The following is a 26,416-nucleotide window of genomic DNA, read 5'->3' on the forward strand; positions in this document are numbered from 1 at the left end:
AAGTGACACACCCAAGAATTTCTAACTTTAGCCTTTTGGCAAAAGCTGAAATACTATCCCTCTCTAGAGGGAAGCCTATTATTTATGAAAAAAAGAAAAATCATTCCATATAATCCTAAGCTAAAAGAATATGCAAGACAATTGCGAAATAATAGCACAAAGTCAGAAATATTGTTATGGCAAAAATTAAAAAGAAAGCAATTATATGGGTATGATTTTCATAGACAAAAACCAATAGATAATTATATATTAGATTTCTTTTGTTATGAGTTGATGTTAGGAATAGAGATTGACGGATATTCTCATCAATTAGTTGAAGTTTACAACAAAGATATTGTCAAAGAAAAGGCAATGAACAGACTTGGGGTTAATATTCTGAGATTTACAGACCAACAGATATTTAAAGATATGTTTAATGTATTATTAGCTATAGAAGATTATATTCAAAGTTATGAAAATGAAAATATCTAATTTAATATTTAGTTTCCGTCTTGAGACAGGGACTAAAGCAGTCCCCTCTTGAGAGGGGCTAGGGGTGTGTTATTCAAAAAGGGTTTAAGTTTTCGGTTAATACACCCAAGAATTTCTAGCTTTTGTATTTGGCGCAAGCTAAAATACTATCCCTCTCATAAGGGAAGTTTAATATGAATACATAAAATAATAAATAAGTGAAAATAATATCATACAACGTAAATGGAATCCGTGCAGCACTAAAAAAAGGGTTTATAGAATGGTTGATACAAGCAGATCCGGATGTGATTTGTTTACAAGAAATCAAGGCAAATAAGGAACAATTAGATCTAGATGTTTTTGCAGATGCAGGATACAAATATAATTATTGGTATAGCGCACAGAAAAAAGGATATAGTGGTGTCGCTATTTTATCTAAAACAGAACCAGATCATATAGAGTACGGAACAGGTATCGATTATATGGATCATGAAGGTCGTAATCTTAGAGCCGATTTTAATGGTGTTTCTATTATGAGTTTATATCTACCAAGTGGAACGAATATAGAACGTGTAGACCATAAACTTAAGTTTATGGATGACTTTCAGGAATATATTAATGAGTTAAAAAAATCATATCCTAATTTAGTAATTCTAGGAGATTATAATATTTGTCATCAAGCAATTGATATTCACGATCCGGTACGTAATAAAAATGTATCAGGGTTTTTGCCAGTAGAGAGAGAATGGATCGGTAATTTTATAGAAAGTGGATTTATAGATTCTTTTAGGTATTTTAATGCAGATCCTCATAATTATTCGTGGTGGAGTTATAGAGCCAATGCTAGAGCTAATAATAAGGGTTGGCGTTTAGATTATGGTATGGTCGCGAAACTATTGCAAGATAAATTAGAAAGAGCCGTTATTTTATCAGAAGCAAAGCATAGCGATCATTGTCCGATTATGGTAGAATTGAATATGTAATAGGCGTACTTTGCCTTAGTAGACATTAATAAAATAAGAATTATGATAAAAAGAATTGCGATACTAATATGTATAGGAACATTTGCTACTTCGTGTGTTTCTTCTAAAGTACATAAGGAATTAGAAGGTAAATATGCTCGATTAAAAAGAGATAATAGAAAGTTGCAGGATACTTATAAAGCTTTACAAAAAACTAGTGATGCGGATAAATTGGCATTGGATCGGCTCAATAAGGAGTATGAAAAGACAAGGGTAGAAAGAGATGAATTACGAACCAAATATGATGCGCTTTCTACGAATTATGAAAATCTAAAAAACTCCTATGATGCATTAGGAAAAAATAGTGCAGAAGCTCTAAATGCAAATAATAAGAGAAATAGAGAATTATTAGCGCAACTAGAGGAAAAAGAAAAAACCTTAGCTGCAGAACGAAATCGATTAGAAAAACTGCAGAGAGATTTAGAGAGTCGTTCTAAACGTGTAGATGAATTAGAAGGATTGATTGCAGCAAAGGATGCTAAAATGCAAGCTCTAAAAAGTGCTATTTCTAAAGCTTTACGAAATTTTGAAGGAAAGGGATTAACGGTCGAAGAACGAAATGGTAAAGTGTATATCTCTATGGAAAACAAACTTTTATTTGCTTCTGGTAGTTGGGCGGTAGGAACGCAGGGAAGACAGGCGGTAAAACAATTAGGATCTGTTTTAGGAGAAAATAATGATATTGCTGTACTTATAGAAGGTCATACGGATAATGTACCATATACGGGTAATGGCCAGTTAAAAGGAAACTGGGATTTATCTACAAAGAGAGCAACGGCGATTGTAAATCTTTTATTAGAGAATCCACAAATAGATGCACAGAATCTCACCGCTGCAGGAAGAGGAGAATTCTCTCCAGTAGCATCTAATGAAACATCAACAGGTAAGGCAAAGAACAGAAGGATAGAAGTAATCTTAACTCCTAAGTTAGATGAAATATCTAAATTGTTAAACGATATATAATAGTAAATAGAATGTATAAAAAAAGCGCTCAAGTGAGCGCTTTTTTATATTTTATAGAGCTAATTTTTGTTAATTACTAAATAATTCAGATAAGATGCTATCAACTTCTTTACCATTATTAGCTTTTAACTGTTCTTTTAAGATTAAGAGTTTACTTCTAAAACTATCTATTACATCACTTGCTGTGTCTTTTCCAAGTCGAATTTGTTTACCAGCGCTTGTTAATAAAGTATAATTATAAAACTCTTTAGCTTTAGATTTATCTTTTTTCGTTTCTAGTGAAATAGTACCTGACTTTAGAACAAAAGAGATTATGTTGTCTTGAGCTGTTACTTTATCTGTTATTTCTCCAATATCAGAAGCTAAAGCATATAACTCTTTTTGCTCTTCATAAAGTTGAGACCAATCAGTATCCTTACCATTTTGAACCTGAGCTTGGGTGGTTAATCCTGCGCCTACCATAAGTAAAAGTAGAAATAATTTTTTCATAATATTTGGGTGTTATAATAATTTAGTATCAAAACTACGTATTTGATTTCACGTATTCCAAAACGGAATAAATATAAATTTAGTATTAAAGTTATCTTAAAAACTGCTTTAAATTAACTATTTTAATTTGAAGTTTCCAAAAAGTATGCCACGAATTTAGGAAACAAAAATAAAATCCTTAATTATGCATAGCGTAAAATTCTTAAAAATAAAGGAGATAGATAACAAAAGAACATTCTCGTACGTTTATAATACCCAAAATTAATTTAAAACCATACAGCAAATGAAGAGGTTATCCATTTTTATAATAGTAGTATTATCTGTGATTAAAGGTGTGAGTCAGGAAAGCGAAGAGGAGTACTACGAAGAAGAAGAAACGCAAAGTGATGAGTACTCAGAAGATGGTGAAGAGGAGGAAGAAGACCAAGGTACTTATTTTGATTTTTACAAATATTTTGATTTCACCAACGATCAGTATTCCAATGTCTTAGATAAAGTAAGTGATATGGATTCTGAAGAAGAGAATTTATTATATGAGTTTGTGGTAGCAGTTAATCAAGATAAAGTACTAAAAGGTCGTTTATTTGGCGAATTGGTTACGAAGCCTAAAAAAAAGAGTCATTATAAAGGTAAAGACAGTCCTGGTTTTATTTGTGTTTTACGTGGTCTTATAGAAAATAAAACTGTGTATGATGCAATAATTAATGATGGTCGCGCCTCTGAGAATCAGGCAAGAAATGCAGCGGCACTTTCCGAAAGAACGGTTCGCAGAAAATGCGGTGTAACCAAAAAAGTAAATGAAGTAGAAGAGCAATAAGGATTATTAAAAAACACCTATCTTTGTGATGTACTTAGGTATATGTTCTTTGTAAAGCCATACTCCATAGTTTTTGAATTAAATATTAATTTTTAAAACTATGATTATGAATTGGAAAATTCAAAAGCTATTGAATGGAGAGACGATTGTCTCCAAAGAACCAGGTAATTCTATGTTACCAATCTTACGATCAAAACAACCCGTTGTATTGGAACCCGTAAACTGGGAAGATTGCGAAGCGGGAGACATTGTTTTCTGTAAAGTAAGAGGAAACTGTTTTACACATTTAGTCAAAGGCAAAAATGTAAAACGAGGATTATTGATCGGTAACAATCGAGGTCGCATCAACGGATGGACCAAAAATGTATATGGTAAAGTAATAGAGATATTACCGATATCATAAGAGCAGCGCGGTAAGCGCTTTTTTTGTTTGTAAAAACAACCTCTATAAAATATCCTAAAAGTCATTTTCAATTAAAATTAGAGTTTGATTGTTTTCTAAAATCGATTTTAGAAATACTAGCTTCTTTTCACTACGACATATATTACTGCATAATAAAACTGACTATTTCCCTCAACAAAAGCCTTGCTTCCCTCATTCTTGCTTTTATCAATCACAGAAAGACAATACTTTTATATCAATCTAAAGAATAATAAGTGTTGGATGTGTGAGGAATTAATTTTTAGGTTGGTTAGTTGTGAAACGGATGTAGTAATGGGGTAACTGCATCCGTTTTTTATTTGGCTAGGAGATGTTCTTTACGTATTTCTCGAATAAGTTTTTGGTAAGAGTTACGATTAATTACAATTCTGTTTTGTTGTATTTCCATTAAGGGATTATAACGTTGTAATACTTTTTGAACGATTTCTATTGTAAAGAGTGTTTTGGTGGCTATTCTGTGGATTGCAAATTGTTTATTTTCTTTACTAAGATCTTTATAATGTGTGTTTAACATGAATTTATATTAATGATTATGTGTGAATTACATTAAAATGTATATAAAAATATATAAAATTTGTTTAATGTATATAAAAATATATGATTTCTTTCCAAATTTGTTAGTTTAAAAATAATTTTATAAAAAAAAGAGCTCCTGTTATAGAAGCTCTTTTTCCGGTTAAAAAAGTATAGGGTGACAAAAATTGACCCTTATTTTGAGGTTGTCAATAAACCTCATTTTTGGTTGGCGTAAATTTGTTTAGTTGTTTTGTTCATCATCTCAAGAATTTATTGCTTTCTTGGATATATAATCTACTGGAATAATTATACCACAAAACAAAATTTAACATAAATATTTGATAATCAATGTATTGATGCTTTGTAAGATATTTTTTAACATATAGTTGTGTAGATGTTTTAAGTCACTACTGTGGATAATGTTCTCGCATTGGAGTTTTATTAAGATAATTTTTTGAATAACTAAAAAGAGAGTTTTTATTTTTGAATCTTTATGTATTTAGAAAATTAGCCACAATTTAGACAATGAAGTATACAACATTACCAAATACGGATATTAAAGTTAGTAAAATATGTTTAGGTTCTATGACTTGGGGCGAGCAAAACACTGAGTCAGAAGGTCATCAGCAAATAGATTACGCAATTAATCAAGGAGTAAATTTTATAGATACTGCCGAGCTTTATTCTGTACCTGCCAAAAAAGAAACTCAAGGAAGTACTGAACGCATAATTGGTAGTTGGTTAAAAAAATCAGGAAAAAGGGATAAGGTAGTAATAGCTTCAAAAATTGTAGGTCCTGCAGAGTTTTCTAAACATATTAGAAATGAAGGTTTTACTAAAGAAGAAATTAAAGATGCAATCCATAAGAGTTTAGAAAGATTGCAAACGGATTATATTGACTTATACCAGTTGCATTGGCCAGAAAGGCATACTAATTATTTTGGACAACTTGGATATACTCATGATGAAGAAGATGCTTGGAAAGATAATTTTGCCACAATTTTAGAGAGCCTTAATGATTTTATAAAAGAAGGTAAAATAAGACATATCGGTGTTTCTAATGAGACCGCGTATGGTATGATGCGTTATACCGAAGAAGCTAGAAAAGGAGCGCCTAAAATGATTACAATACAAAATCCATATAACTTATTAAATAGAAAAGATGAAATAGGACTTGTAGAAGTTTTACATCGCGAAAATGTAGGACATCTACCGTATTCTCCACTAGGTTTCGGGATGCTTACAGGTAAATATCTAGAGGAAATACCTAAAAACTCTAGAGTAGACCTTTTTCCTAACTATAATCGATATATGAATGAGAATAGTTATAAGGCAACTAGATTGTATAATGAGATTGCTAAAAAACATAATATTAGTCTGACACAATTATCACTAGCATTTGTGAATCAGCAACCTTTTGTAACTAGTAATATTATTGGTGCAACTTCTATCGAGCAACTAACCGAAAATATTAATAGCATCGATGTGATTTTATCAAACGAAATAATCAATGAAATTAATGAAATTCACGCGCAAATACCCAATCCAGCTCCTTAGTGGTTGGATTTTAACCAAATAAATACTCAACTACATCTTCAATTTTGGCAACAAGTTGAATGTTGATTGCGGTATTTTGATTAGAAATTTTATTGTATTTAGAAACGAAAATGGTCGCAAAACCTAATTTCTCTGCTTCCTGAATTCTTTGTTCTACTTTATTTATAGGTCTAATTTCTCCGGCTAACCCTACTTCTGCGGCAAAGCAAAAATCTTTGGCTATCGGAATATCTTCATTAGAAGATAATATGGCTGCAACTACAGCTAAATCAATTGCTGGATCATCTACAGAAATACCACCTGTTATATTTAGAAATACATCCTTAGCTCCTAATCTAAATCCTGCACGCTTTTCTAATACTGCAAGGATCATGTTTAAACGTTTCAGATTGTAACCTGTAGCACTTCTTTGAGGAGTCCCATAGACTGCAGTACTAACTAGTGCCTGTATTTCTATCATCAATGGTCTCATGCCTTCGACTGTAGCGGCGATTGCAGTTCCGCTTAGCTCTTCTTCTTTTTTAGAGATCAGAATTTCACTAGGATTGGAAACTTCTCTTAACCCACTTCCTAGCATTTCATAAATTCCTAATTCGGATGTAGATCCAAAACGGTTTTTTAGAGCTCTTAAAATTCTGTACACGTGATTTCGATCTCCTTCAAACTGAAGCACAGTATCTACCATGTGTTCGAGAATTTTAGGTCCTGCAATATTTCCATCTTTTGTGATATGACCAATTAGAATAACAGGAGTAGCAGTTTCTTTAGCAAACTTGATAAGTTCTGTGGTACATTCTCTAATTTGTGAAATACTCCCAGCACTGCTCTCTATATAGTCGCTATGTAGTGTTTGTATTGAATCTATAATGACAATATCAGGTTCAGTAGCCTCAATTTGTCTAAAGATATTCTGAGTTTTAGTTTCAGTAAGAATTAAACAATTATCTGTTTTAGATTGAATACGTTCTGCACGCATCTTAATTTGTTTTTGGCTCTCTTCTCCCGAAACATATAAAGTTTTATATGGAAGTTTTAAACTAATCTGTAATAATAATGTGCTTTTTCCTATACCAGGTTCTCCTCCCAACAAGGTAAGTGAACCAGGTACAATTCCACCACCAAGAACCCTGTTCAGTTCTAAATCATCAGTATTATATCTTGCTTCATAACTAGTATCAATTTCAGAAATTTTTAATGGTTTAGAAATTCTATTTTCTTTGGAAGATGTGTTAGGATCTTTCCAGTCATTTTTTGAAGCTTTCTGAACTACTTCCTCTGCGATGGTATTCCATTCTTTACATGATGTGCATTGTCCTTGCCATTTTGCATATTGGGCACCACAATTTTGACAGAAAAAAACAGTTTTAGTTTTAGCCATAGCTTATTAATTGGAGTAAAAATACTATTATTTAAATTGGTTTTCTAACGATATAGAAAACAAAAAGATCCTAGTTTAAGGATCTTTTCTAAGATATTTTTGAAAAAGAAGATGTCTTAATTAGTAACCAAAATCTTCTTTAATTTTATTCACTTTTTCCAGCATATAGTCTTTAGTAAGAAAAGCTATTTCATTTAATAAGAATCCATTCTCATATGCTCTCATTGCTTTTTTGGGTTCGCCAAGTTGTTCGTATCCTAAACCAAGATAATAGTATCCTAACATAGTTTCCGGATGTTCTTTAATAGCTAATTTTCCTAAAGGTTCTAATTCTTCCCATAATTCCTTTTTTTCTATCGCAGTAGAAATAGCGATAAAATCATTTACCCTAATCTGGCGTTTAAACCCATATAGTTTTTCTGTAGTATCATATATATCTACTAGATAATCATAGAGCGATGTTTCTAAAGTAAGAATGTCTTCTTTATAAGTTTTCTTACTGATTGGGCGATACATTTCGAAAATTGTTTCTAAAGCCTTTGGAACGGCACGACCTACTAGAGTATAATGAGAGGATTCGTTAAAGTTATCAAAGAAGTAATTAACCTCTGGATTTTCAATAGTAGCTAATTTTTCGTCTACTGCTATCAAGTTTTTTTTAATATTATCAGCATCGTTTGTAGCTGTAGCTAGGTAGTACCATACATCGGATTTTGCATTACTAAGCACATTAAAAATTCGCTCTTCCATGGGTGGAGTCAATTCTGGACTTAGATTTATATAGGCCTGAAAAATTGGGTTGTCTTTAAATAAGAAGTAATTGATAAAATTAGAAGTATAATCGTGACCAACGATCATTTTAAGTTGAGCTGTTCTATATGTCTGGTCAATATATGGTAATAATTCTTGGCCAATAAACTCAAAAAAGGCTGCTCCTTTTCCTTCTGGTAGATAGCTAGCTAAATCATATCTGCAATCGTCCTCTCTTGTCTTTCTTTGTAAGACTCCTACTACGATTGACTCTGGCATGTCTTCCCAATAGGAAAAATAATCAACATTACCAGCTACAGGTTCGAATAAATGATCTCCATCCAAAACAATAATAACAGGATATATTTTATCCTCATTTTTCTCATAATTCCGCGGTAGTTGAATTTTTAAATCACGGTTTTGATCTAACTTTATAGATCTAAATGTTTCATATTTTACCTGACCAAATGATATGGAGGTAAAGAGGGATATAAGAATTAAAAATATACTTTTCTTCATAAGTAGTAAGATTAAGGTTAAGCGAGTGACAAGATATAAATTATTTTAAACCTTTAAAATTTGATGACAATAAACAATTAATACATTGTTTATAAAGGATTTAATATTTTTCTTTTTATGTTGTTTTTCCTCTGTTTAAAATGGGGAGGAATAAAAATGATAACGCCCCAACAACAATATTTATTGCTGTTTGCGAACCCCAAAGAATCCATCCAAAAGCTTCTCCATCACTTTTCTCGAAGCTAAAAAAAACGAAAACAGCACCGACTACAATTGGAAATGGTAAAATACCAATCCCGCCATTAGTAGTAGACATTGAAAAAGAGCCAACTACAAATGCTACTAGAATTACTCCTAATGAAGCACTATGTAAATTAGGGACAGCAAATTTTATTACATAAAACATTAATATATATAAGAACCATATTAATAGTGTATGAAATAGAAAAGCCCATTTTTGTTTCATTTTGAATATACTTTTCATTCCATCTAATAAACCCATACCGAAATCCCTAATTTTAACTATCCACTTATTGGATGATTTTTGAAGGATCTTAAGTCCTAAAACCCCTAAAATAATTAACCCTAAAATGATTCCTAGAGTAAGTAAAGGATTAATGTTTTTTTCTTCAAGAAAATTAAGCAAATACTCAGTCTGCAAAATACCAGCTCCCGTGGTTACAATAATTAACATGATAAGGTCTATTATTCTTTCCGAGACGATAGTTCCAAATGCTTTTTCGAAAGGAATTTTTTCATAAGTTGACACAGTAAAACCGCGCAGTACTTCTCCTGATCTAGGTACGCCTAGGTTAGCTAAGTACCCAGCCATTACTGCCATAAAACTATTATATAGTTTAGGGTTGTATCCTAATGGGTTTAATAGAAATTTCCAACGATATGCTCTAGAAATATGGGAAATAATACCAAGCCCAAGAGATAATAACACCCAAATTGGATCGGCATTCTTAATGTTTTCCAATAATTCTTTTCTGTACTCTGGAGTTGCGGAGCTTAGAAAATACCATATTAAAAAAACTCCCAACATAAATGGGAGTATTATTTTTAAGATTTTTATAAGTTTAGGATTCACTCTTTTACTTTAGTAAATTATTTTCCTCATTAGGAAATAAAAGAGATGGTTTAAATTTTTTAGCTTCTTCGATATCCATCATAGCATAAGTAATAAGGATTAAAACATCTCCTTTAGCTACTTTTCTGGCAGCAGCTCCATTCAGTGTTATTTCTCCACTATTTCTTGGTCCTGGAATTGCATAGGTTTCTAGTCGTTCGCCATTGTTATTATTGACGATCTGCACTTTTTCACCTTCTACTATATTAGCAGCATCCATTAAATCTTCATCAATGGTTATACTTCCTATATAATTTAGATCTGCGCCGGTTACCTTGACGCGATGAATTTTTGATTTTACAACGTGTACAAACATGTTACAAATTTAGTTATTTTTAATTTAGGGCTATGTTATCAATAAGTCTAACTTCTCCTGCAAAAACTGCTATAAAAGCTCGATATTTAGTGTTCTTCCGTTTTCTTCGGATTGATTTCAGGTCAGAAACTTTAGCGATCTCAAAATATTCTAGTTCTAGAAGATCATTGTTTTTAAATTGTTTCGAAACCCAATCTGTTAATTCCTTTACACTTTTTGTGCCAAAATCATTTTTGACTTGACTTAATGTTTTGTAAATCAAAGGAGATGTTAGAAGTTGTTCCTGGGTTAGTCTTTTGTTTCTAGAACTTAACGCTAAACCACTTTCTTCTCTATAAATTGGACAACCTATAATTTCTAATGACATTTTTTCGATTGCAACTAATTTTCTGACAATTTGTAGTTGCTGAAAATCTTTTTCGCCAAAATAGGCTCTAGTTGGTGAAATGATAGTGAAAAAATGTTTAAGTACGGTTCCTACTCCATCAAAATGACCTGGTCTAAATTTACCTTCCATTTCATTTTCTAACCCTTTAAAATCATAATTAATGGATTTTGTTTCCTCTCCGTATATTTCTTTCGGTAGAGGAGCAAACACAATAATATCATCAGATACTTGAGATAAAAGTGCTATATCAGACTCCAAAGTACGCGGATAATTTATTAAATCTTCAGAATTATTAAATTGAGTAGGATTAACAAATATGCTGACTACTACAATTTGATTTTCATCAATTGCTTTTTTTACTAGAGCAAGGTGCCCAAGGTGTAAAGCTCCCATTGTGGGGACAAAACCAATGCTTTTTTTTTGTTTATGTAAGTCTGCAACATCTTGTTCAACGTCCAGTCTTTTCTCGTATACCCGCATTTATCTAAAAGTTAAAGGCGTGCAAAAATAAGATATTACTGGCAGACTACATAAATTTTCGTAATTTTGCAAAAATTTATTCCGAAGGAGACGAGAAAAGTAGATCATATGAAAGACAAGAGGATATTGTACGTATCATCAGAAGTAATACCTTACCTACCAGAGACAGAGATTTCATCTATGTCTTTTGAAGCACCACGAATGGTAAATAGTAAAGGCGGGCAAATTAGAATTTTTATGCCTAGATATGGAAATATTAATGAACGAAGACACCAGTTACACGAAGTAATTCGTTTATCTGGGATGAATCTAGTCATTAATGACCTAGATATGCCTTTAATTATCAAAGTTGCTTCTATTCCTAAAGAAAGGATGCAGGTTTATTTTATTGATAATGAGGATTATTTTAAAAGAAAGGCAACGCTAACTGATGAAGAAGGAAACTTGTTCCCTGATAATGATGAACGAGCAATATTCTTTGCAAAAGGTGTAATTGAAACAGTTAAGAAATTAAATTGGTCGCCAGATGTAATTCATGTTCATGGATGGCTAGCGTCAATGCTGCCTCTATATCTTAGAAACTATTATGCGAATGAACCTTTGTTTAATGATAGTAAGATTGTAACTTCTGTTTATGATCATGGATATAAAGGAACATTGGATAAAAACATGCTGGAGAAAGTAAAATTTGATGGTATTGATGAAGATAAGATCACTGATTTAGCAAAACCAACGTATAACAATGTTATGAAAGTTGCGATTGATAATTCTGATGCGATTATTATTGGGTCTGAAGAAATTCCAGCAGAACTTTCTAAACATTTAGAAACTATCGACCAACCTGTATTAGAATATAAAAAACCAGATGAATTTGCAGATGCCTATGAAGCCTTCTATCAAACAGAGGTGTTGGTATAGCAATAGGAACTATTATGAATTTGAAAAATGTATTGATCAAAATAACAGTTATAGTAACTGTTGTTTTTACTGTTGTATCTTGTGACGATGATTTTAATTCGGTTGGAAGTGAGGTAATAGGAGATGTGAACTTCCAGGATAATGAGTATAATGCGGTTCCTGTAGCTTACAGCAAGAGATTCGAAAGAGTACAAACCAGTGGTTTGCCTAACTATTTATTAGGTGTTTACAATGATCCGATATACGGACAATCTATATACAATGTGTTATCACAGGTATTGCCAGCTAGAGTAAACCCTACTTTTGGAGATAATGCAGTTTTGGATAGTGTAGTACTTAGATTGCCTTATTTTAGTGAATTAGCAGAGACAGTTACTGATGATGATGGAGAAGTGACGAATACATTTGAAGTTGATTCTATCTATGGATCAGGTACTGTGAATTTATCACTTTATAGATCTGAATATTTTCTAAGAGATTTTGATTTAGAAGAAGGATCGGAACAAAGACAGGTGTATTATTCTAATGATATAAGAGAAAATTTTGGGCCTACAGTAGAGGGTAGATTGTTATTTGAAATCAATGACTTCAGACCAGATGAAAATGAAGTTTCACTTCTTACAGAGGATGATGACACGGATGAAGATACAGATCCTCAAGTGAGTACTACAATACCAGCACTAAGACAAGTATTAATTTCTGATGCAGCTGCCATTGAGGCTACCGAACTAAATCCAAGTAATGCTAGAGTTGGTAATCAAGAACTTATAGATTATTTTACTACTGTGTTTTTGGATATGGAAGGTAGTATTGAGTTAAGTAATGTAAATAATTTTAATAATTATTTTAGAGGTGTTTATTTTAAAGCAGAATTAAATAGTGTTGACGGAAGTCTTGTGTTTTTTGATATAGCTGATGCAAATATTACACTTCATTATTCTTTTGATAAAATTGATACTTTAGACGAAGATGAGGATGACGATACAACAGACTTAGTAAAAGATACAGGAGAGTTAGCGTTGAACTTTTCTAATAACATAGTAAATGGTATTAATACGGATTTTAATGCTACTATTGAAGATGAGTTAGCTGATCAAGATGAGATCAATGGGGAAGATAATTTGTATATTAAAGGAGGAGAAGGATCATACGCCATTATAGATTTGTTTTCTGGTATGATAACTAATGAAAATGGAGAATTAGAAAATGAGTTAGATTTTTTAAGAAGACAGGATTGGTTAATTAATGAAGCAAGTATGAAATTCTATATAAATCAAGATGAAGTAGCTTCAGGAGATGCGGAGCCGGAAAGGGTTTATATTTTTAATCTGGATACAGGAACAGTTCTGATTGATTATCAAGCTGATCCAACTTCTAACCAAGCCGAGCCAATCATTTCTGTTACAGAACATTTAGGAGTTATTACTAGAGATAGTGACGAAAATGGTGAGTTTTATAAGATTAGATTAACAAGACATATAATTGATGTTTTAAATGAAGGTGATGATAATGTGAAATTAGGATTATCAGTATCTCAAAACGTTAATATTACGGCAAATGCCGAAGGATTTACCCCCACAAATACTGAAGATGAAATTATCCCCTTTTCATCTATAATATCCCATGAAGGAACAATTCTTTATGGAAATGGAACCAATGTTCCAGAAGAAAAGCGTTTAAAGCTTGATATTTTTTATACAGAATCAATAAGTAATTAACTGACAAAAAAAATTAAACCATGTGTGGAATAGTAGGGTATATAGGTCATAGGGAGGCTTATCCAATTGTATTAAAAGGATTAAAGAGATTAGAATATAGAGGGTACGATTCAGCAGGAATCGCTCTTTATGATGGAGAGGATATTAAATTATCTAAAACCAAAGGTAAAGTTGCTGATCTGGAAGAAAGGTTAGTGAATGAAATTTCTACTAATGGGAGTGTTGGTATTGGTCATACTAGATGGGCTACTCATGGAGTGCCAAATGATGTGAATTCTCATCCGCATTATTCCAATTCTGGTGATTTGGTAATCATTCATAATGGTATTATTGAAAATTATGAATCTCTTAGAAAGGAATTAATAAATAGAGGGTATACTTTTACATCAGAAACGGATACAGAAGTATTAGTAAACCTGATAGAAGATGTAAAAACTAAAGAGGGTGTAAAATTAGGAAAAGCAGTTCAGATTGCCTTAAACCAAACAGTGGGGGCGTATGCTATTGCTGTTTTTGACAGAAGAAAACCAGACGAAATTGTTGTGGCTAGGTTAGGAAGTCCTCTGGCAATAGGAGTTGGAGAAGACGAGTTTTTCATTGCATCAGATGCATCACCATTTATAGAGTATACAAACAATGCTATATATCTTGAAGATGGTGAGATGGCAATAGTTCGTCGAAAAAAAGGTATAAAAGTAAGAAAGATAAAGGATGATAGTTTAGTTGATCCCTATCTTCAGGAATTGCAAATTAATTTAGAGCAAATTGAAAAAGGTGGTTACGATCATTTTATGCTTAAAGAAATTTATGAGCAACCAAGTGCAATTAGTGATACATATAGAGGTAGAATAAGAGTTGCTGAAGGGATTATTAAAATGGCAGGAATTGATGATAATTTGGCTAAACTATTAAACGCCAAGCGTATTATTATCATAGCATGTGGAACCTCATGGCATGCTGGTCTTGTTGCAGAATATATTTTTGAAGAATTAGTACGAATTCCGGTAGAGGTGGAATATGCTTCTGAGTTTAGGTATAGGAACCCAGTAATCCATCAAGATGATGTTGTAATAGCAATATCTCAAAGTGGAGAAACAGCTGATACTATGGCTGCTATTAAATTAGCTAAAGAAAGAGGAGCTTTTGTTTTTGGAGTTTGTAATGTAGTAGGATCTTCTATTTCTAGAGAGACTCACGCAGGTGCATATACTCACGCAGGACCTGAGATAGGTGTTGCTTCTACAAAAGCATTTACTACTCAGATAACTGTACTTTCTTTAATTGCTTTAAAACTAGCGGAAAGAAAAGGAACTATTTCTAATAGTGATTTCCACTATTATCTTCAAGAATTAGAACGTGTTCCAGAAAAAGTAAAGATTGCATTAGAGTCTAATGAACATATAAAATTAATTGCTGATACATATAAAGATGCTAAGAACTTCTTGTATTTAGGAAGAGGTTATAATTTTCCAGTAGCTTTAGAAGGTGCTTTGAAATTAAAAGAAATTTCATATATCCACGCTGAAGGATATCCTGCTGCGGAAATGAAGCACGGTCCAATAGCGTTAATAGATGAGCAGATGCCTGTGGTAGTAATTGCAACTAAAAAAGGGCATTATGACAAGGTTGTTAGTAATATTCAGGAAATTAAATCTAGAAAAGGAAAGATTATTGGGATCGTAACAGAGGGTGATGAGACTGTAAAAGGACTTGCAGATCACGTAATTGAAATACCAGAAACTATTGAGTTTTTAACCCCTTTACTAACGACAATTCCACTTCAATTACTTTCATATCACATTGCGGTTATGTTAGATAAAAATGTAGATCAACCAAGGAATTTGGCAAAATCAGTTACTGTAGAGTAGTAAATAGAAATAGATAAAATACATATTTTAAATGCAAAAAAGTACGATATATCGTACTTTTTTGCATTTAATCGATAAAAAAGGGCAAAAAATTGTTTTTTAACAACTTTTTTTAGTAGTTTCGCCGGCGAAATTATTTAGATTTCATTTTTACAAATTTGAGTTTCCCCAACAAGCTTAAACTTTAAAATAACCTATTTATGAAAAAAATTACTTTTATAGTAGCGCTATTTATATGCGTTATTAGTAATGCTCAAACCGTAATTAACGGTAGAGTAGTTGATGATTTTAATCAACCAATTCCAGGAGCCAATATCTCATTGAAAGGAGATGCCATAGGAACAGTTACAGATTTTGACGGTGTTTTTACGTTAAAAGTAACTCAAAAACCACCTTTTACAATTACAGCAAGTAGTATTGGGTATGAAGATAGTTCGGTAGAGGTAACTTCAGAATCAGAAGAAGTGGTAATAGTTCTAACAGAAGGTAACATTCTTGATTTGATAGTAATATCGGCTTCTAGAGCACCAGAACGTTTATTTGAATCACCAGTAAGTATTGAAAGATTTGGTGTTAAAGAGATTAAGAACACACCATCTGTGGATTTCTATGATGGTTTGGAAAATTTAAAAGGAGTAGATGTAAATACAAATAGTTTAACCTTTAAGTCTATTAACACTAGAGGTTTTGCTTCTTTTACGAATACTCGTTTTGTTCAGCTAATTGATGGAATGGATAATACTTCTCCATCATTAAACTTTGCATTAGGGAATCTTATCGGAATGAATGAGTTAGATGTGGAGAATGTCGAGCTTCTTCCAGGAGCTTCTTCTGCATTATATGGTGCGAATGCTTTTAATGGTATATTATTTATGACTAGTAAAAGCCCATTTGATAAACAAGGTATTAGTGCGTATGCTAAAGGAGGAATTACATCTCAAGAAGCTGCTGGTAATAATGAATTCTATGATGTGGGTGTTAGAGTAGCTCATGCTTTTACAGATAATTTTGCTGCTAAAGCAAACTTTTCTTTTTTGAATGGAACTGATTGGTTTGCGACAAACCAAGATAATATAGAAAACCCTGGATTGAGCAGAGAACTAGATCCTGCTTACAATGGTTTAAATGTTTATGGGGATGAAGTTAGAGCACTTCTTCCTGGTGCTGGTGTTGTGACTAGAACAGGATATAATGAATCTGATCTTACAGATTATAATGCCGAAAGTATCAAATTTGATGGAGCAGTACATTATAAGCCATTTAACAATGACTTTGAAATTATTTATGCTGGTAAATTAGGAAAAGGACAAACAATTTTTCAAGATTCAAACAGATTTTCTTTAAAAGATTTCTTTTTTCAACAGCATAAATTAGAGGTTAGAAATAACAATTTCTTTGTGAGAGGTTATATTTCTGCTGAAGATGCTGGAGATACTTATGATTTAAGATTTACAGGAATTAATATTAACAGAAGTTGGAAAAGTGATGAAGATTGGTTTGGAGAGTATGCAACTACATTTGCAACTGCAGTAGGTACTGATCAGGAAAGACATCAAGCTGCAAGAGATTTTGCGGATAGAGATCGATTAGAGCCTGGTTCTGCTGGTTTTGAAAGCGCTTTTAACGAAGTTACAAGCACTCCTGATTTTCAAACTGGATCTAGATTTAAGTCTAAGACAGAATTGAGACATGTAGATGCGAATTATAATTTAGGCCATATCACTAATAATTTTGCTGATATCCAAGTTGGAGGATCATTTAGAGAGTATTCCTTAAATTCTGCCGGTACGTTTTATACAGATTTTGATGGAGCAATTAATTATTCTGAAATTGGAATATATTCACAAATTCAGAAAAAGTTACTAGATGAAAGATTGAAGTTAACAGGTTCTGTTCGTTATGATAAGTCACAGTTATTTGATGGTAACTTCTCTCCAAGATTTTCGGTAGGATATACACTAGGTAAGAATAGAAATCGTAATCTTCGTGCTTCTATTCAGACAGGTTTTAGAAACCCAACAACTCAAGATTTATACTTAGGACTTGATATTGGTGAAGGAGCTATCGTTGGTTCGGCACCAGATAACCTAGATCGTTTTACAAGAACTATAAATGGCACTGCAATAACAGGTCGTGCAGCCTATGAAAATTCGTATACAGCAGAATCTGTAGAAGCATTTATCAGATCTGGAGGAACAGCTGAGTTAGAAATTGCTAACCCAGATATTGTACAACCGGAAAGAGTAACTGCTATTGAAATAGGATATAGAGCAGATTTTGGTAAATTGTTATTAGATCTAAGCGGATACTATAATATGTACGAAGATTTTATTTCTACAATTGATGTAGTTAGTCCTCTAGCTGGAGATGTAGGTACTCCACAAGCTGAAGGGGCAATAGGTACAGGGAACTTTGCAGGTTTTCAAGCGGTTACTAATTCTGATGTAGACATTAATTCTTATGGTGCAGTATTAGGTATAAGTGCTAAGGTGTTTGGAGACTTTGATTTAGGAGCTAGTTATACATATGCTAAACAAGATTTTGACCAAAATGAAGATCCAGGTTTTAGAACTAATTTTAATACACCTGAGCACAAAGCAAAATTAAATTTTGGACACGATAACTTATTTAGAAACTTTGGTTTCAACACTGCTGCAAAATGGAGTGATGAATACGTTTGGGAATCAGCATTTGCTGTAGGTAATGTTCCATCGTTTACCGTTTTTGATGCGCAGGTTAATTATAGAATACCATCATTAAAAACAACTCTTAAGCTTGGAGGTACTAATATTGGAGGTAGTGAGTATTTCACTGCTGTAGGCACGGCTCCAATTGGATCATTATATTATTTAGGACTTACAATAAATAATTTCTAATTTAGAAATGAATATATTGACGATAATAATGTAATTAAATTTTTAAAAACAATCTGTAATTCAGTTAATTACAAAAATTTAATAGGATATATAAAAAAGCCTATCTTAATTTTAAGATAGGCTTTTTTCATGGAAAAAATGAAAATTCCCTTTAAAAACGTAGTTCTATTTTTGATTGAAAATCAATTATTAAAAGAAGAAATAGTGAATTTGCTATAATAACAGGGTTTAGTTTATGAAAAATACAGAATTTTAACTTTTTTTTAAAGAATTGATAAAAAAACGTATATTGTTATCATAACATAAAAACTAATTTAGGATATGAGGACAATTACGTTAGTAATAATGCTTTTTCTGGGTGTTATTTCTACTGCACAAACAACAATTAGTGGAAAGGTGGTTGATGATAATAATCAACCAATTCCAGGGGCAAACATAGCTTTACAAGGAGCTTCTGTGGGGACTGTTACCGATTTTGATGGATTATTTACATTAACACTGGAGGAAACCCCTCCCTTTACTATTATAGTAAGTAGTGTTGGTTTTGAGTCTACTAATGTAAGTATTACATCTAGCTCAAATGATTTAACAGTTACTTTAAAGGAAGGAACTGAATTAGATGAGGTGATTATCTCTGCGTCTAGAACACCAGAGAGGGTTTTTGAATCTCCAGTGAGCGTAGAACGTTTTGGAATTAAGAAAATAAAGACTACTCCGGCAGCAGATTTTTATGATGGTTTAGAGAGTTTGAAAGGTGTTGATATTAATACTAATAGTTTAACGTTTAAATCTGTAAATACTAGAGGATTTGCGGATTTTGCTAATACTAGATTTGTTCAGTTGGTAGATGGAATGGATAATTCTGCTCCTGCATTAAATTTTGTTCTTGGTAATTTGTTGGGGATGACAGAATTGGATGTAAATAGTATAGAATTACTTCCTGGGGCATCTTCAGCATTATATGGAGCGAATGCTTTTAATGGAATATTGTTCATGACCAGTAAAAACCCTTTTGATCATCAGGGAATAAGTGCATATTTTAAAGGAGGTATTACTTCTCAAGATGCTTCTGGGGATAATGAATATTACGACTATGGAATTAGGATTGCACACGCATTTTCGGATAAGTTTGCCGCAAAAGCTAACTTCTCTTATTTAAGAGGGACGGATTGGTTTGCGACAAGTGAAGTAAGTGTGTCAGATGATAATATTACAGGTACTAGATTAGATCCTAATTATGATGGGCTTAATGTTTATGGAGATGAAGTAAGTACTAACATCAGAGGAGTTGGTGTGGCTTTAGTAAATCTTGGAGTATTGCCAGCTGGAGCAGAGAATTTATTACCTAACGAAGAAGTAAGTAGAACTGGTTATTTAGAAAGTGATCTAAATAATTACAACGCAGAAAGTATCAAGTTTGATGCGGCTTTACATTATCGTCCTTTTGCAGATGATTTCGAAATTATTTATTTAGGAAAAGTTGGTCGGGGAACAACAATTTATCAAGGGGCAAATAGGTATTCTATTCGTAATTTTTTCTTGCAACAACATAAATTAGAAATCAAAAATGACAATTTTTTTATAAGAGGTTATATTACGGATGAAGATGCCGGAGATTCATATGATTCCAGATTTACAGGGATTAATATAAATAGACTATGGAAAGATGATTTAACCTGGTTTGGAGAATATGCTGGGGCGTTTGCTCAGGCAACTCTTGCTGGTCAGTTGCCAGAACAAGCACATTTAATAGCTAGACAAACAGCAGACACAGGAAGATTACTTCCAGGTACACCAGAATTTGAAAATGCTTTTAATACAGTAACTACAGATCCTGATCTTGCGACAGGGTCTAAGTTTCAGGATGAGAGTCAATTAAGACATGTGGATGTTAACTATAATTTTAGTCATATTACAAAAAACTTTGCTGATATTCAGGTTGGGGGATCATTTAGAGAGTATAAATTGAATTCTGCAGGTACTATATTTACGGATTTTGATGGTCCAATTCGTTATTCAGAATTTGGAGTTTATACACAGATTCAAAAGAAGTTAATTGATGATAGATTAAAAATAACAGGATCAATAAGATATGATAAGTCGGAGCTATTCGATGGAAATTTTTCTCCAAGATTATCTTTAGGTTATACTGCTGGAGCTGACAGAAATCATAATATTCGTTTATCAGCACAAACTGGTTTTAGAAATCCTACAACACAGGATCTATTTATTGGTCTTAATGTAGGTAGAGCAATTCTTGTAGGATCTGCTTCGGAAAATTTGGATCGAGATGTTAGAACTTTTGACCTAAGCGGAGATGGTCAATTACTAACTGGAAGTAGTACTGCAGATGTGGTTGGAAGACAAGCGTATGAAAATTCATTTTCCTTAAATTCTGTGCTAGCAGGTAGTCCTACAGTTTCAAATGTTGATTTAGTAGAACCAGAAAAAGTTATTGCTGTAGAACTTGGGTATCGCGCTAAGATTGAGAAGTTTGTGATTGATTTGAGTGGTTATTATAATCTTTATACTGATTTTATTTCTACGGAGAATGTGCTAGTTCCTCTTTATGGAGAGGTAGGTGACGGAACACTATCGCTTGCAGCATTACAAAATGGTGATACAGAGGTGTATCAGGCGTATACAAATTCTGATGTAGATATTAAGTCATTTGGAGGGACTATTGGTGTTGATACTAAAGTATTCGGCAATTTTGATATAGGTGTTAATTATACTTTTACAAAACAAGATTTTGATGAAAATGAAGATCCTGATTTTAGAACAAATTTTAATACCCCAGAACATAAAGTGAAGGCGTCTTTTGGAAATACTCGATTATTTAAAAACTTTGGATTTAATACTAGTTGGACTTGGAGTGATTCTTATTTCTGGGAAGCTTCGTTTGGTGACGGGGATGTTCCTTCTTTTAATGTTGTGAATGCACAAATTAATTATACTATTCCTAAATTAAAAGCAACAATAAAAGGAGGTGCTACCAATATCTTAGGAGATGAGTACTTTACTGCTTTTGGTACTGGATTTATTGGGTCTCAATATTACATAGGTGTATCCATAAATAATTTATAAAATAATATAAACGATTTTAAGAAATATAGATATGAATATTCAATATAAATGGCTATTAATTCTAATGGTTTTTGGGATTATAGCTTGTGAATCAGATGATGATTCTTCCGTAGAAGAAGAAGTGGTGATTACTTCTGGTACTGCAGATTTTTCTACATATGTAGCACTAGGAAACTCCTTGACAGCAGGTTTTACCGATGGAGCTTTATTTATTGAAGCCCAAGAAAATTCTATGCCTAATATCTTGGCACAACAATTTGCATTAGTAGGTGGCGGTACATTTACACAACCGTTAATGAGTGATAATATCGGTGGAGCATTATTGGGAGGAAATCAAATATTAGGTCCAAGATTATTTTTTAATGGTGCAGGCCCAGCAACGTTACCTGCTACTCCTACTACAGAAATTTCTTCGATTTTATCAGGTCCTTTTAATAATATGGGTATTCCAGGGGCTAAAAGTTTTCATTTATTAGCGAATGGGTACGGTAATATTGCTGGATTGCCTAATCTTGCGAATCCTTATTTTGTACGAATGGCTACTGATCCAAATGCTTCAGTAATTGAAGATGCTATGGCACAGAATCCAACTTTTTTCTCATTATGGATTGGTAATAATGATGTGCTAGGATATGCGTTAACTGGAGGAGATGGTACAGATCCTATAACAGATACGGCAACATTTAATGGAGCATATAATGCATTGGTAGCATCTTTAACTTCTGGTGGAGCAAAAGGTGTCATAGCGAATATTCCTGACGTAACCTCTATTGCTCACTTTACTACAGTACCCCATAATCCTGTTCCTTTAGATGCAGCTACTGCAGGCTTTTTAAATAGTGCTAGCGCCTATGGTGCATATAATGGTGGGCTAGATGCCGCATTGGCTTTTTTAACAGCTAACCCAATGACTTTAGGGGCTCTTTTTCCGGCTACTGCCGATATGACTTCATTAGAATTAGCTACAGCCGAAATTGCTAGAAGAAAAATAACTTTTAACGAAGGAGAAGGGAATGCAGTTGTGATTTTAGATGAAGATTTAACTGATTTAACAATTATTAATAATGCACTAGTTAGTATAAGACAAGCCACGGCTGAAGATCTTTTAGTACTGCCGTCTAGTAGTTTCATTGGTACAGAAGCTATCCCTGGAAATCCACAAACTGTAAACGGTGTGGCTATTCCTTTGGCTGATAAATGGGTATTGACACCAGAGGAGCAAGCAGAAATTGCTACAGCTACTGCAGCATTTAATGCTACAATTTCTGCTGCGGCACAACAAGCGGGATTGGCATTTGTGGACGCAAATGCTTTGTTAGTTGCTGCTTCTGATGGGGGAACTACCTTTGATGAATTTTTATTACAAGGTAATTTAGTGTTCGGAGGATTGTTCTCATTAGATGGAGTGCATCCTACTGCGCGTGGATATGCATTTATAGCTAATGAAACTATGAAAGCTATTAATACAACCTATGGTTCTAATTTGCCAATGGTAAAAGCGGTAGATTATCCTACATTTTATTCGCCAATGTTACAATAGCACTTAAATGTTTTAAATGGAAAGCCAATAAAGAAAAATTTTTCTTTATTGGCTTCTTTATATAGTAGGTTTACCTGTTCTAGTAACATATCTTCTTTCAATAAACTGAAAGTAAATTGATATTATAAAAGATGAGATGATGTATATGAATATTATAGTTGTCATTCCTGACAGTATCTCATCTATTCCAAACCAAGTGTCTTCTTTAGTAATGAAATATACCCCAAGGCTAAGTTTTATAAATTCAACATAAATAGAAATAATGTTTCTATCCATTAAAGAAGTATATGCGAATATAGAAGTAACTAAAAAGATTGCGTAGTTTATAATTTCTATAAAGTTAAGATCACCAAAGCTTATCAATAAGTAATATAGTAGCGCTATGGTAATTATTAATTGCATCCAAGACCATATTTTTAATGATAACGAGCTTTCTGGTTGATACTTTTCTCTTGTATAAGGGTCAGTAATGACTTCGATAGGATATTTTTCTTTAACATCTTCTGGTCTCCATCCAGTTGGCATATACCATATTCTAATTTTATCAAAAGTGTTTTTAGTTCTCCAGGCATCTTTAAATATCCCCCAAACATGTATGAAATTAATTAGAAACGGGTTCCAGGTATTTACTTGTTTTTTAACGCCATATACAGGTGGCTTTTCAGGAATCTCTTTTTGAAATGTACCAAAAATCTTATCCCAAAAAATAAAGATTTGAGAATAATTCTTGTCAAGATACTCATCATTTATTGCGTGGTGAACTCTATGATGTGATGGGGTAACAATAATATGTTCTAAAACACCCATTTTATTTATTAAGCGAGTATGATACCAAAATTGTGCGAATAAATGTATAGGAGCTACAAGGGCTACAACACTTGCAGGGATGCCTAATAATGCCAAAGGTATATAGAGAAAGAAATAAATAGAAACAATAGCAGAAATACTTTGACGAAGTGCGCATGCCAAGTTAAATTCTTCACTACTATGATGTATAATGTGTCTATTCCAAAATAGATTTATAGTGTGATTAAAACGGTGAGACCAATACCCTACAAAATCTAACCCCATAAATGTTAAGATGTAGACTAAAAGAGAAGATTCGATCTTAATTAATGCGATATGATCTACCATCCAATCATAACTAATGATAATTACAGCTAGACCTGTTAAGCTCCTTAAACTATCCGTAATACCAGAACTAATACTAGAAATGGTGTCCATAGATTGGTTTACCTTAACTCCTTTCCATCTTCCGACTAAATACTCTATAAAAATTAGAACTATGAAACCAGGAATAGCATAAGTTAACGCTTCGGCATATGTTTCCATAGTTTAAAAAAATTAGAAAAAGACTTTATGTTTGTAGGAAAATTACAATTTTATGATTTTAAAATCAAATAAAACGGTACTAAAATCAATACTTTTTAGATGCTATCTAAACTTTAGATTTCAACATTGAAAAAACAAAATAAAAGAGGCTATTTTATTCATTTTAAAAGCCTATATTTGCAGCCTGAAAAAAGGTCGTATTCGATACATTCGGAAAAAGGGTCTTTTTAAATAGTTAAATACTAAACATTAAATAGTTATATAATGTCTCAAGTTACGGGTAAAGTATCACAAATTGTAGGTCCGGTTATAGACGTAGCATTCGCTGCCGGTACTGAATTACCAAAAATTTACGATTCGTTAGAAATTAATAAAGTAGACGGTACCAAGTTGGTGTTAGAGATTCAGTCTCACATTGGTGAAGATACTGTTCGTACTATTGCGATGGATTCCAGTGATGGATTAAGCAGAGGAATGGAAGCTGTTGGAACAGGAGCTCCAATTCAGATGCCTATCGGAGGAGATGTATACGGACGTCTATTTAATGTAATTGGTGACGCAATTGATGGTCTAGGAGATCTTCCTAAAACAGGAGATAATGGTCTTTCTATTCACCGTCAAGCACCAAAATTTGAAGATTTATCAACTTCTACAGAAGTTCTATTTACAGGTATTAAAGTAATTGATCTTATCGAGCCTTATGCAAAAGGAGGTAAGATTGGATTATTTGGAGGTGCCGGAGTAGGTAAAACAGTATTGATTCAGGAGTTGATTAACAATATAGCAAAAGGTCACGGTGGTCTTTCTGTATTCGCTGGAGTAGGAGAAAGAACTCGTGAAGGAAATGATTTACTTCGTGAGATGTTAGAGTCTGGTATTATCAAATATGGTGATGACTTTATGCATTCTATGGAAGAAGGAGGATGGGATCTTTCTAAGGTTGATAAAGAAGTAATGAAAGAATCTAAAGCTACTTTCGTATTCGGACAGATGAATGAGCCACCAGGAGCACGTGCTCGTGTTGCACTTTCTGGTCTTACGATTGCAGAATATTTCCGTGATGGAGCTGGAGATGGACAAGGAAAAGATGTACTTTTCTTCGTAGATAATATCTTCCGTTTTACACAAGCAGGTTCTGAGGTATCAGCACTTCTAGGGCGTATGCCATCAGCGGTAGGATATCAGCCAACACTAGCTACAGAGATGGGTGTGATGCAGGAGCGTATTACTTCTACTAAGAAAGGATCTATTACATCTGTACAGGCAGTTTATGTACCTGCAGATGATTTAACGGATCCAGCACCAGCAACAACATTTGCTCACTTAGATGCAACAACAGTATTATCTCGTAAGATTGCTGAGCTTGGTATTTACCCAGCGGTAGATCCATTAGATTCTACATCAAGAATTCTTACAGCTGATATATTAGGTGATGAGCACTATAATTGTGCACAAAGAGTAAAAGAGCTTTTACAGCGTTATAAAGAATTACAAGATATTATTGCTATCCTTGGTATGGAAGAATTATCTGAAGAAGATAAATTAGCGGTAGGACGTGCACGTCGTGTACAACGTTTCTTATCTCAGCCATTCCACGTAGCAGAGCAGTTTACAGGTATCCCAGGATGTTTAGTAGATATTAAAGATACTATTAAGGCATTTACGATGATTATGGACGGTGAATTAGATCACTTACCAGAAGCAGCGTTTAACCTTAAAGGGACAATCGAAGAAGCTATCGAAGCTGGTGAGAAAATGTTAGCTGAAGCATAAATTAGTATAGAGAAGTTAGTACTGAAGTAGTGAGAGTGATTTTATCTCCTTATGTACTTAATACTAATTACTCAATACTCAATAC

At 33.0% G+C, this 26,416-nt stretch carries 21 protein-coding genes; 13 read left to right on the forward strand and 8 right to left on the reverse strand.

The features are described 5' to 3' along the window. The first annotated feature begins 84 nt into the window (after positions 1 to 84). The 3 genes from NMK29_RS22145 (at position 85) to NMK29_RS22155 (ending at position 2,435) form a co-directional block, all read left to right on the forward strand. The gene (locus tag NMK29_RS22145) at positions 85 to 471 is read left to right on the forward strand and encodes an endonuclease domain-containing protein (RefSeq protein WP_108804800.1); all 387 of its coding nucleotides are present in this window, start codon (positions 85 to 87) and stop codon (positions 469 to 471) included. A gap of 197 nt (positions 472 to 668) precedes the next feature. Next, complete coding sequence (locus NMK29_RS22150; protein WP_108804801.1) at positions 669 to 1,433, forward strand: exodeoxyribonuclease III; 765 nt, start codon at positions 669 to 671, stop codon at positions 1,431 to 1,433. A 42-nt stretch (positions 1,434 to 1,475) separates the two neighbouring features. Next, positions 1,476 to 2,435, forward strand: a complete 960-nt coding sequence (locus NMK29_RS22155; RefSeq protein WP_108804802.1) for an OmpA family protein — start codon at positions 1,476 to 1,478, stop codon at positions 2,433 to 2,435. A 69-nt stretch (positions 2,436 to 2,504) separates the two neighbouring features. On the opposite strand, the gene NMK29_RS22160 is transcribed toward NMK29_RS22155, so the two are convergent. Then, on the reverse strand, positions 2,505 to 2,924 hold the full coding sequence (locus tag NMK29_RS22160; protein WP_027394750.1) for a hypothetical protein: 420 nt from the start codon (positions 2,922 to 2,924) through the stop codon (positions 2,505 to 2,507). A 283-nt stretch (positions 2,925 to 3,207) separates the two neighbouring features. Here NMK29_RS22160 and NMK29_RS22165 point away from each other — a divergent pair, with 283 nt between their 5' ends. Further along, positions 3,208 to 3,741, forward strand: a complete 534-nt coding sequence (locus NMK29_RS22165; RefSeq protein WP_108804803.1) for a hypothetical protein — start codon at positions 3,208 to 3,210, stop codon at positions 3,739 to 3,741. Between the two features lie 106 nt (positions 3,742 to 3,847). Next, positions 3,848 to 4,144, forward strand: a complete 297-nt coding sequence (locus NMK29_RS22170; protein ID WP_211059837.1) for a hypothetical protein — start codon at positions 3,848 to 3,850, stop codon at positions 4,142 to 4,144. Between the two features lie 334 nt (positions 4,145 to 4,478). Here the strand turns inward: NMK29_RS22170 and NMK29_RS22175 are convergent, their stop codons facing one another. After that, on the reverse strand, positions 4,479 to 4,697 hold the full coding sequence (locus tag NMK29_RS22175; protein ID WP_108804805.1) for a hypothetical protein: 219 nt from the start codon (positions 4,695 to 4,697) through the stop codon (positions 4,479 to 4,481). A gap of 527 nt (positions 4,698 to 5,224) precedes the next feature. Between NMK29_RS22175 and NMK29_RS22180 the strand changes: the two genes are divergently transcribed. Next, complete coding sequence (locus NMK29_RS22180) at positions 5,225 to 6,256, forward strand: aldo/keto reductase (RefSeq protein WP_108804806.1); 1,032 nt, start codon at positions 5,225 to 5,227, stop codon at positions 6,254 to 6,256. Positions 6,257 to 6,266: 10 nt separating this feature from the next. Here NMK29_RS22180 and radA read toward each other — a convergent pair whose 3' ends face one another. From radA to panC, 5 genes are all read right to left on the reverse strand, one after another. Then, positions 6,267 to 7,634 carry a DNA repair protein RadA gene (radA, locus tag NMK29_RS22185; protein ID WP_108804807.1) on the reverse strand — a complete coding sequence of 456 codons (1,368 nt, stop codon included), beginning with the start codon at positions 7,632 to 7,634 and terminating at the stop codon, positions 6,267 to 6,269. Positions 7,635 to 7,754: 120 nt separating this feature from the next. After that, positions 7,755 to 8,903 (reverse strand): alpha/beta hydrolase, encoded by a 1,149-nt coding sequence (locus NMK29_RS22190; protein WP_108804808.1) that lies wholly within the window; start codon positions 8,901 to 8,903, stop codon positions 7,755 to 7,757. A gap of 115 nt (positions 8,904 to 9,018) precedes the next feature. After that, a complete protein-coding gene (locus NMK29_RS22195; protein WP_199915063.1) occupies positions 9,019 to 9,996 on the reverse strand; it encodes a lysylphosphatidylglycerol synthase transmembrane domain-containing protein in 978 nt (325 codons plus the stop codon). A 4-nt stretch (positions 9,997 to 10,000) separates the two neighbouring features. After that, on the reverse strand, positions 10,001 to 10,351 hold the full coding sequence (gene panD, locus NMK29_RS22200; protein ID WP_027394758.1) for an aspartate 1-decarboxylase: 351 nt from the start codon (positions 10,349 to 10,351) through the stop codon (positions 10,001 to 10,003). A 19-nt stretch (positions 10,352 to 10,370) separates the two neighbouring features. Continuing rightward, positions 10,371 to 11,219 carry a pantoate--beta-alanine ligase gene (gene panC, locus NMK29_RS22205; RefSeq protein ID WP_027394759.1) on the reverse strand — a complete coding sequence of 283 codons (849 nt, stop codon included), beginning with the start codon at positions 11,217 to 11,219 and terminating at the stop codon, positions 10,371 to 10,373. Positions 11,220 to 11,327: 108 nt separating this feature from the next. Between panC and NMK29_RS22210 the strand changes: the two genes are divergently transcribed. The 6 genes from NMK29_RS22210 (at position 11,328) to NMK29_RS22235 (ending at position 23,226) form a co-directional block, all read left to right on the forward strand. Then, positions 11,328 to 12,137 (forward strand): glycogen/starch synthase, encoded by an 810-nt coding sequence (locus tag NMK29_RS22210; protein ID WP_027394760.1) that lies wholly within the window; start codon positions 11,328 to 11,330, stop codon positions 12,135 to 12,137. A gap of 14 nt (positions 12,138 to 12,151) precedes the next feature. Then, on the forward strand, positions 12,152 to 13,855 hold the full coding sequence (locus NMK29_RS22215; RefSeq protein ID WP_108804810.1) for a DUF4270 domain-containing protein: 1,704 nt from the start codon (positions 12,152 to 12,154) through the stop codon (positions 13,853 to 13,855). A gap of 20 nt (positions 13,856 to 13,875) precedes the next feature. After that, entirely contained in the window at positions 13,876 to 15,723 is a 1,848-nt protein-coding gene (gene glmS, locus NMK29_RS22220) for a glutamine--fructose-6-phosphate transaminase (isomerizing) (protein ID WP_108804811.1), read from the forward strand. A gap of 200 nt (positions 15,724 to 15,923) precedes the next feature. Continuing rightward, entirely contained in the window at positions 15,924 to 18,599 is a 2,676-nt protein-coding gene (locus NMK29_RS22225; protein WP_108804812.1) for a TonB-dependent receptor, read from the forward strand. A gap of 321 nt (positions 18,600 to 18,920) precedes the next feature. Then, positions 18,921 to 21,686 (forward strand): TonB-dependent receptor domain-containing protein, encoded by a 2,766-nt coding sequence (locus tag NMK29_RS22230; protein ID WP_108804813.1) that lies wholly within the window; start codon positions 18,921 to 18,923, stop codon positions 21,684 to 21,686. A gap of 31 nt (positions 21,687 to 21,717) precedes the next feature. Further along, complete coding sequence (locus NMK29_RS22235) at positions 21,718 to 23,226, forward strand: G-D-S-L family lipolytic protein (RefSeq protein WP_108804814.1); 1,509 nt, start codon at positions 21,718 to 21,720, stop codon at positions 23,224 to 23,226. Between the two features lie 57 nt (positions 23,227 to 23,283). On the opposite strand, the gene NMK29_RS22240 is transcribed toward NMK29_RS22235, so the two are convergent. After that, positions 23,284 to 24,558 (reverse strand): sterol desaturase family protein, encoded by a 1,275-nt coding sequence (locus NMK29_RS22240; RefSeq protein WP_108804815.1) that lies wholly within the window; start codon positions 24,556 to 24,558, stop codon positions 23,284 to 23,286. Between the two features lie 264 nt (positions 24,559 to 24,822). Between NMK29_RS22240 and atpD the strand changes: the two genes are divergently transcribed. After that, the gene (gene atpD / locus NMK29_RS22245; RefSeq protein ID WP_091406909.1) at positions 24,823 to 26,331 is read left to right on the forward strand and encodes a F0F1 ATP synthase subunit beta; all 1,509 of its coding nucleotides are present in this window, start codon (positions 24,823 to 24,825) and stop codon (positions 26,329 to 26,331) included. Positions 26,332 to 26,416: the final 85 nt, after the last annotated feature.

Origin of the sequence: Aquimarina sp. Aq107 (assembly GCF_943733665.1) — a bacterium.
GTDB lineage: Bacteria > Bacteroidota > Bacteroidia > Flavobacteriales > Flavobacteriaceae > Aquimarina.

Excerpts from the sequence above, each read along its gene's own strand:
- panC (WP_027394759.1), bottom strand. The coding sequence starts at position 11,219 with ATGCGGGTATACGAGAAAAGACTGGACGTTGAACAAGATGTTGCAGAC.
- NMK29_RS22170 (WP_211059837.1), top strand. The coding sequence starts at position 3,848 with ATGAATTGGAAAATTCAAAAGCTATTGAATGGAGAGACGATTGTCTCC.
- NMK29_RS22145 (WP_108804800.1), top strand. The coding sequence starts at position 85 with ATGAAAAAAAGAAAAATCATTCCATATAATCCTAAGCTAAAAGAATAT.
- NMK29_RS22210 (WP_027394760.1), top strand. The coding sequence starts at position 11,328 with ATGAAAGACAAGAGGATATTGTACGTATCATCAGAAGTAATACCTTAC.
- NMK29_RS22240 (WP_108804815.1), bottom strand. The coding sequence starts at position 24,558 with ATGGAAACATATGCCGAAGCGTTAACTTATGCTATTCCTGGTTTCATA.
- NMK29_RS22155 (WP_108804802.1), top strand. The coding sequence starts at position 1,476 with ATGATAAAAAGAATTGCGATACTAATATGTATAGGAACATTTGCTACT.
- NMK29_RS22190 (WP_108804808.1), bottom strand. The coding sequence starts at position 8,903 with ATGAAGAAAAGTATATTTTTAATTCTTATATCCCTCTTTACCTCCATA.
- NMK29_RS22160 (WP_027394750.1), bottom strand. The coding sequence starts at position 2,924 with ATGAAAAAATTATTTCTACTTTTACTTATGGTAGGCGCAGGATTAACC.
- atpD (WP_091406909.1), top strand. The coding sequence starts at position 24,823 with ATGTCTCAAGTTACGGGTAAAGTATCACAAATTGTAGGTCCGGTTATA.
- NMK29_RS22235 (WP_108804814.1), top strand. The coding sequence starts at position 21,718 with ATGAATATTCAATATAAATGGCTATTAATTCTAATGGTTTTTGGGATT.
- radA (WP_108804807.1), bottom strand. The coding sequence starts at position 7,634 with ATGGCTAAAACTAAAACTGTTTTTTTCTGTCAAAATTGTGGTGCCCAA.
- NMK29_RS22165 (WP_108804803.1), top strand. The coding sequence starts at position 3,208 with ATGAAGAGGTTATCCATTTTTATAATAGTAGTATTATCTGTGATTAAA.
- NMK29_RS22180 (WP_108804806.1), top strand. The coding sequence starts at position 5,225 with ATGAAGTATACAACATTACCAAATACGGATATTAAAGTTAGTAAAATA.
- panD (WP_027394758.1), bottom strand. The coding sequence starts at position 10,351 with ATGTTTGTACACGTTGTAAAATCAAAAATTCATCGCGTCAAGGTAACC.
- NMK29_RS22225 (WP_108804812.1), top strand. The coding sequence starts at position 15,924 with ATGAAAAAAATTACTTTTATAGTAGCGCTATTTATATGCGTTATTAGT.
- glmS (WP_108804811.1), top strand. The coding sequence starts at position 13,876 with ATGTGTGGAATAGTAGGGTATATAGGTCATAGGGAGGCTTATCCAATT.
- NMK29_RS22215 (WP_108804810.1), top strand. The coding sequence starts at position 12,152 with ATGAATTTGAAAAATGTATTGATCAAAATAACAGTTATAGTAACTGTT.
- NMK29_RS22175 (WP_108804805.1), bottom strand. The coding sequence starts at position 4,697 with ATGTTAAACACACATTATAAAGATCTTAGTAAAGAAAATAAACAATTT.
- NMK29_RS22230 (WP_108804813.1), top strand. The coding sequence starts at position 18,921 with ATGAGGACAATTACGTTAGTAATAATGCTTTTTCTGGGTGTTATTTCT.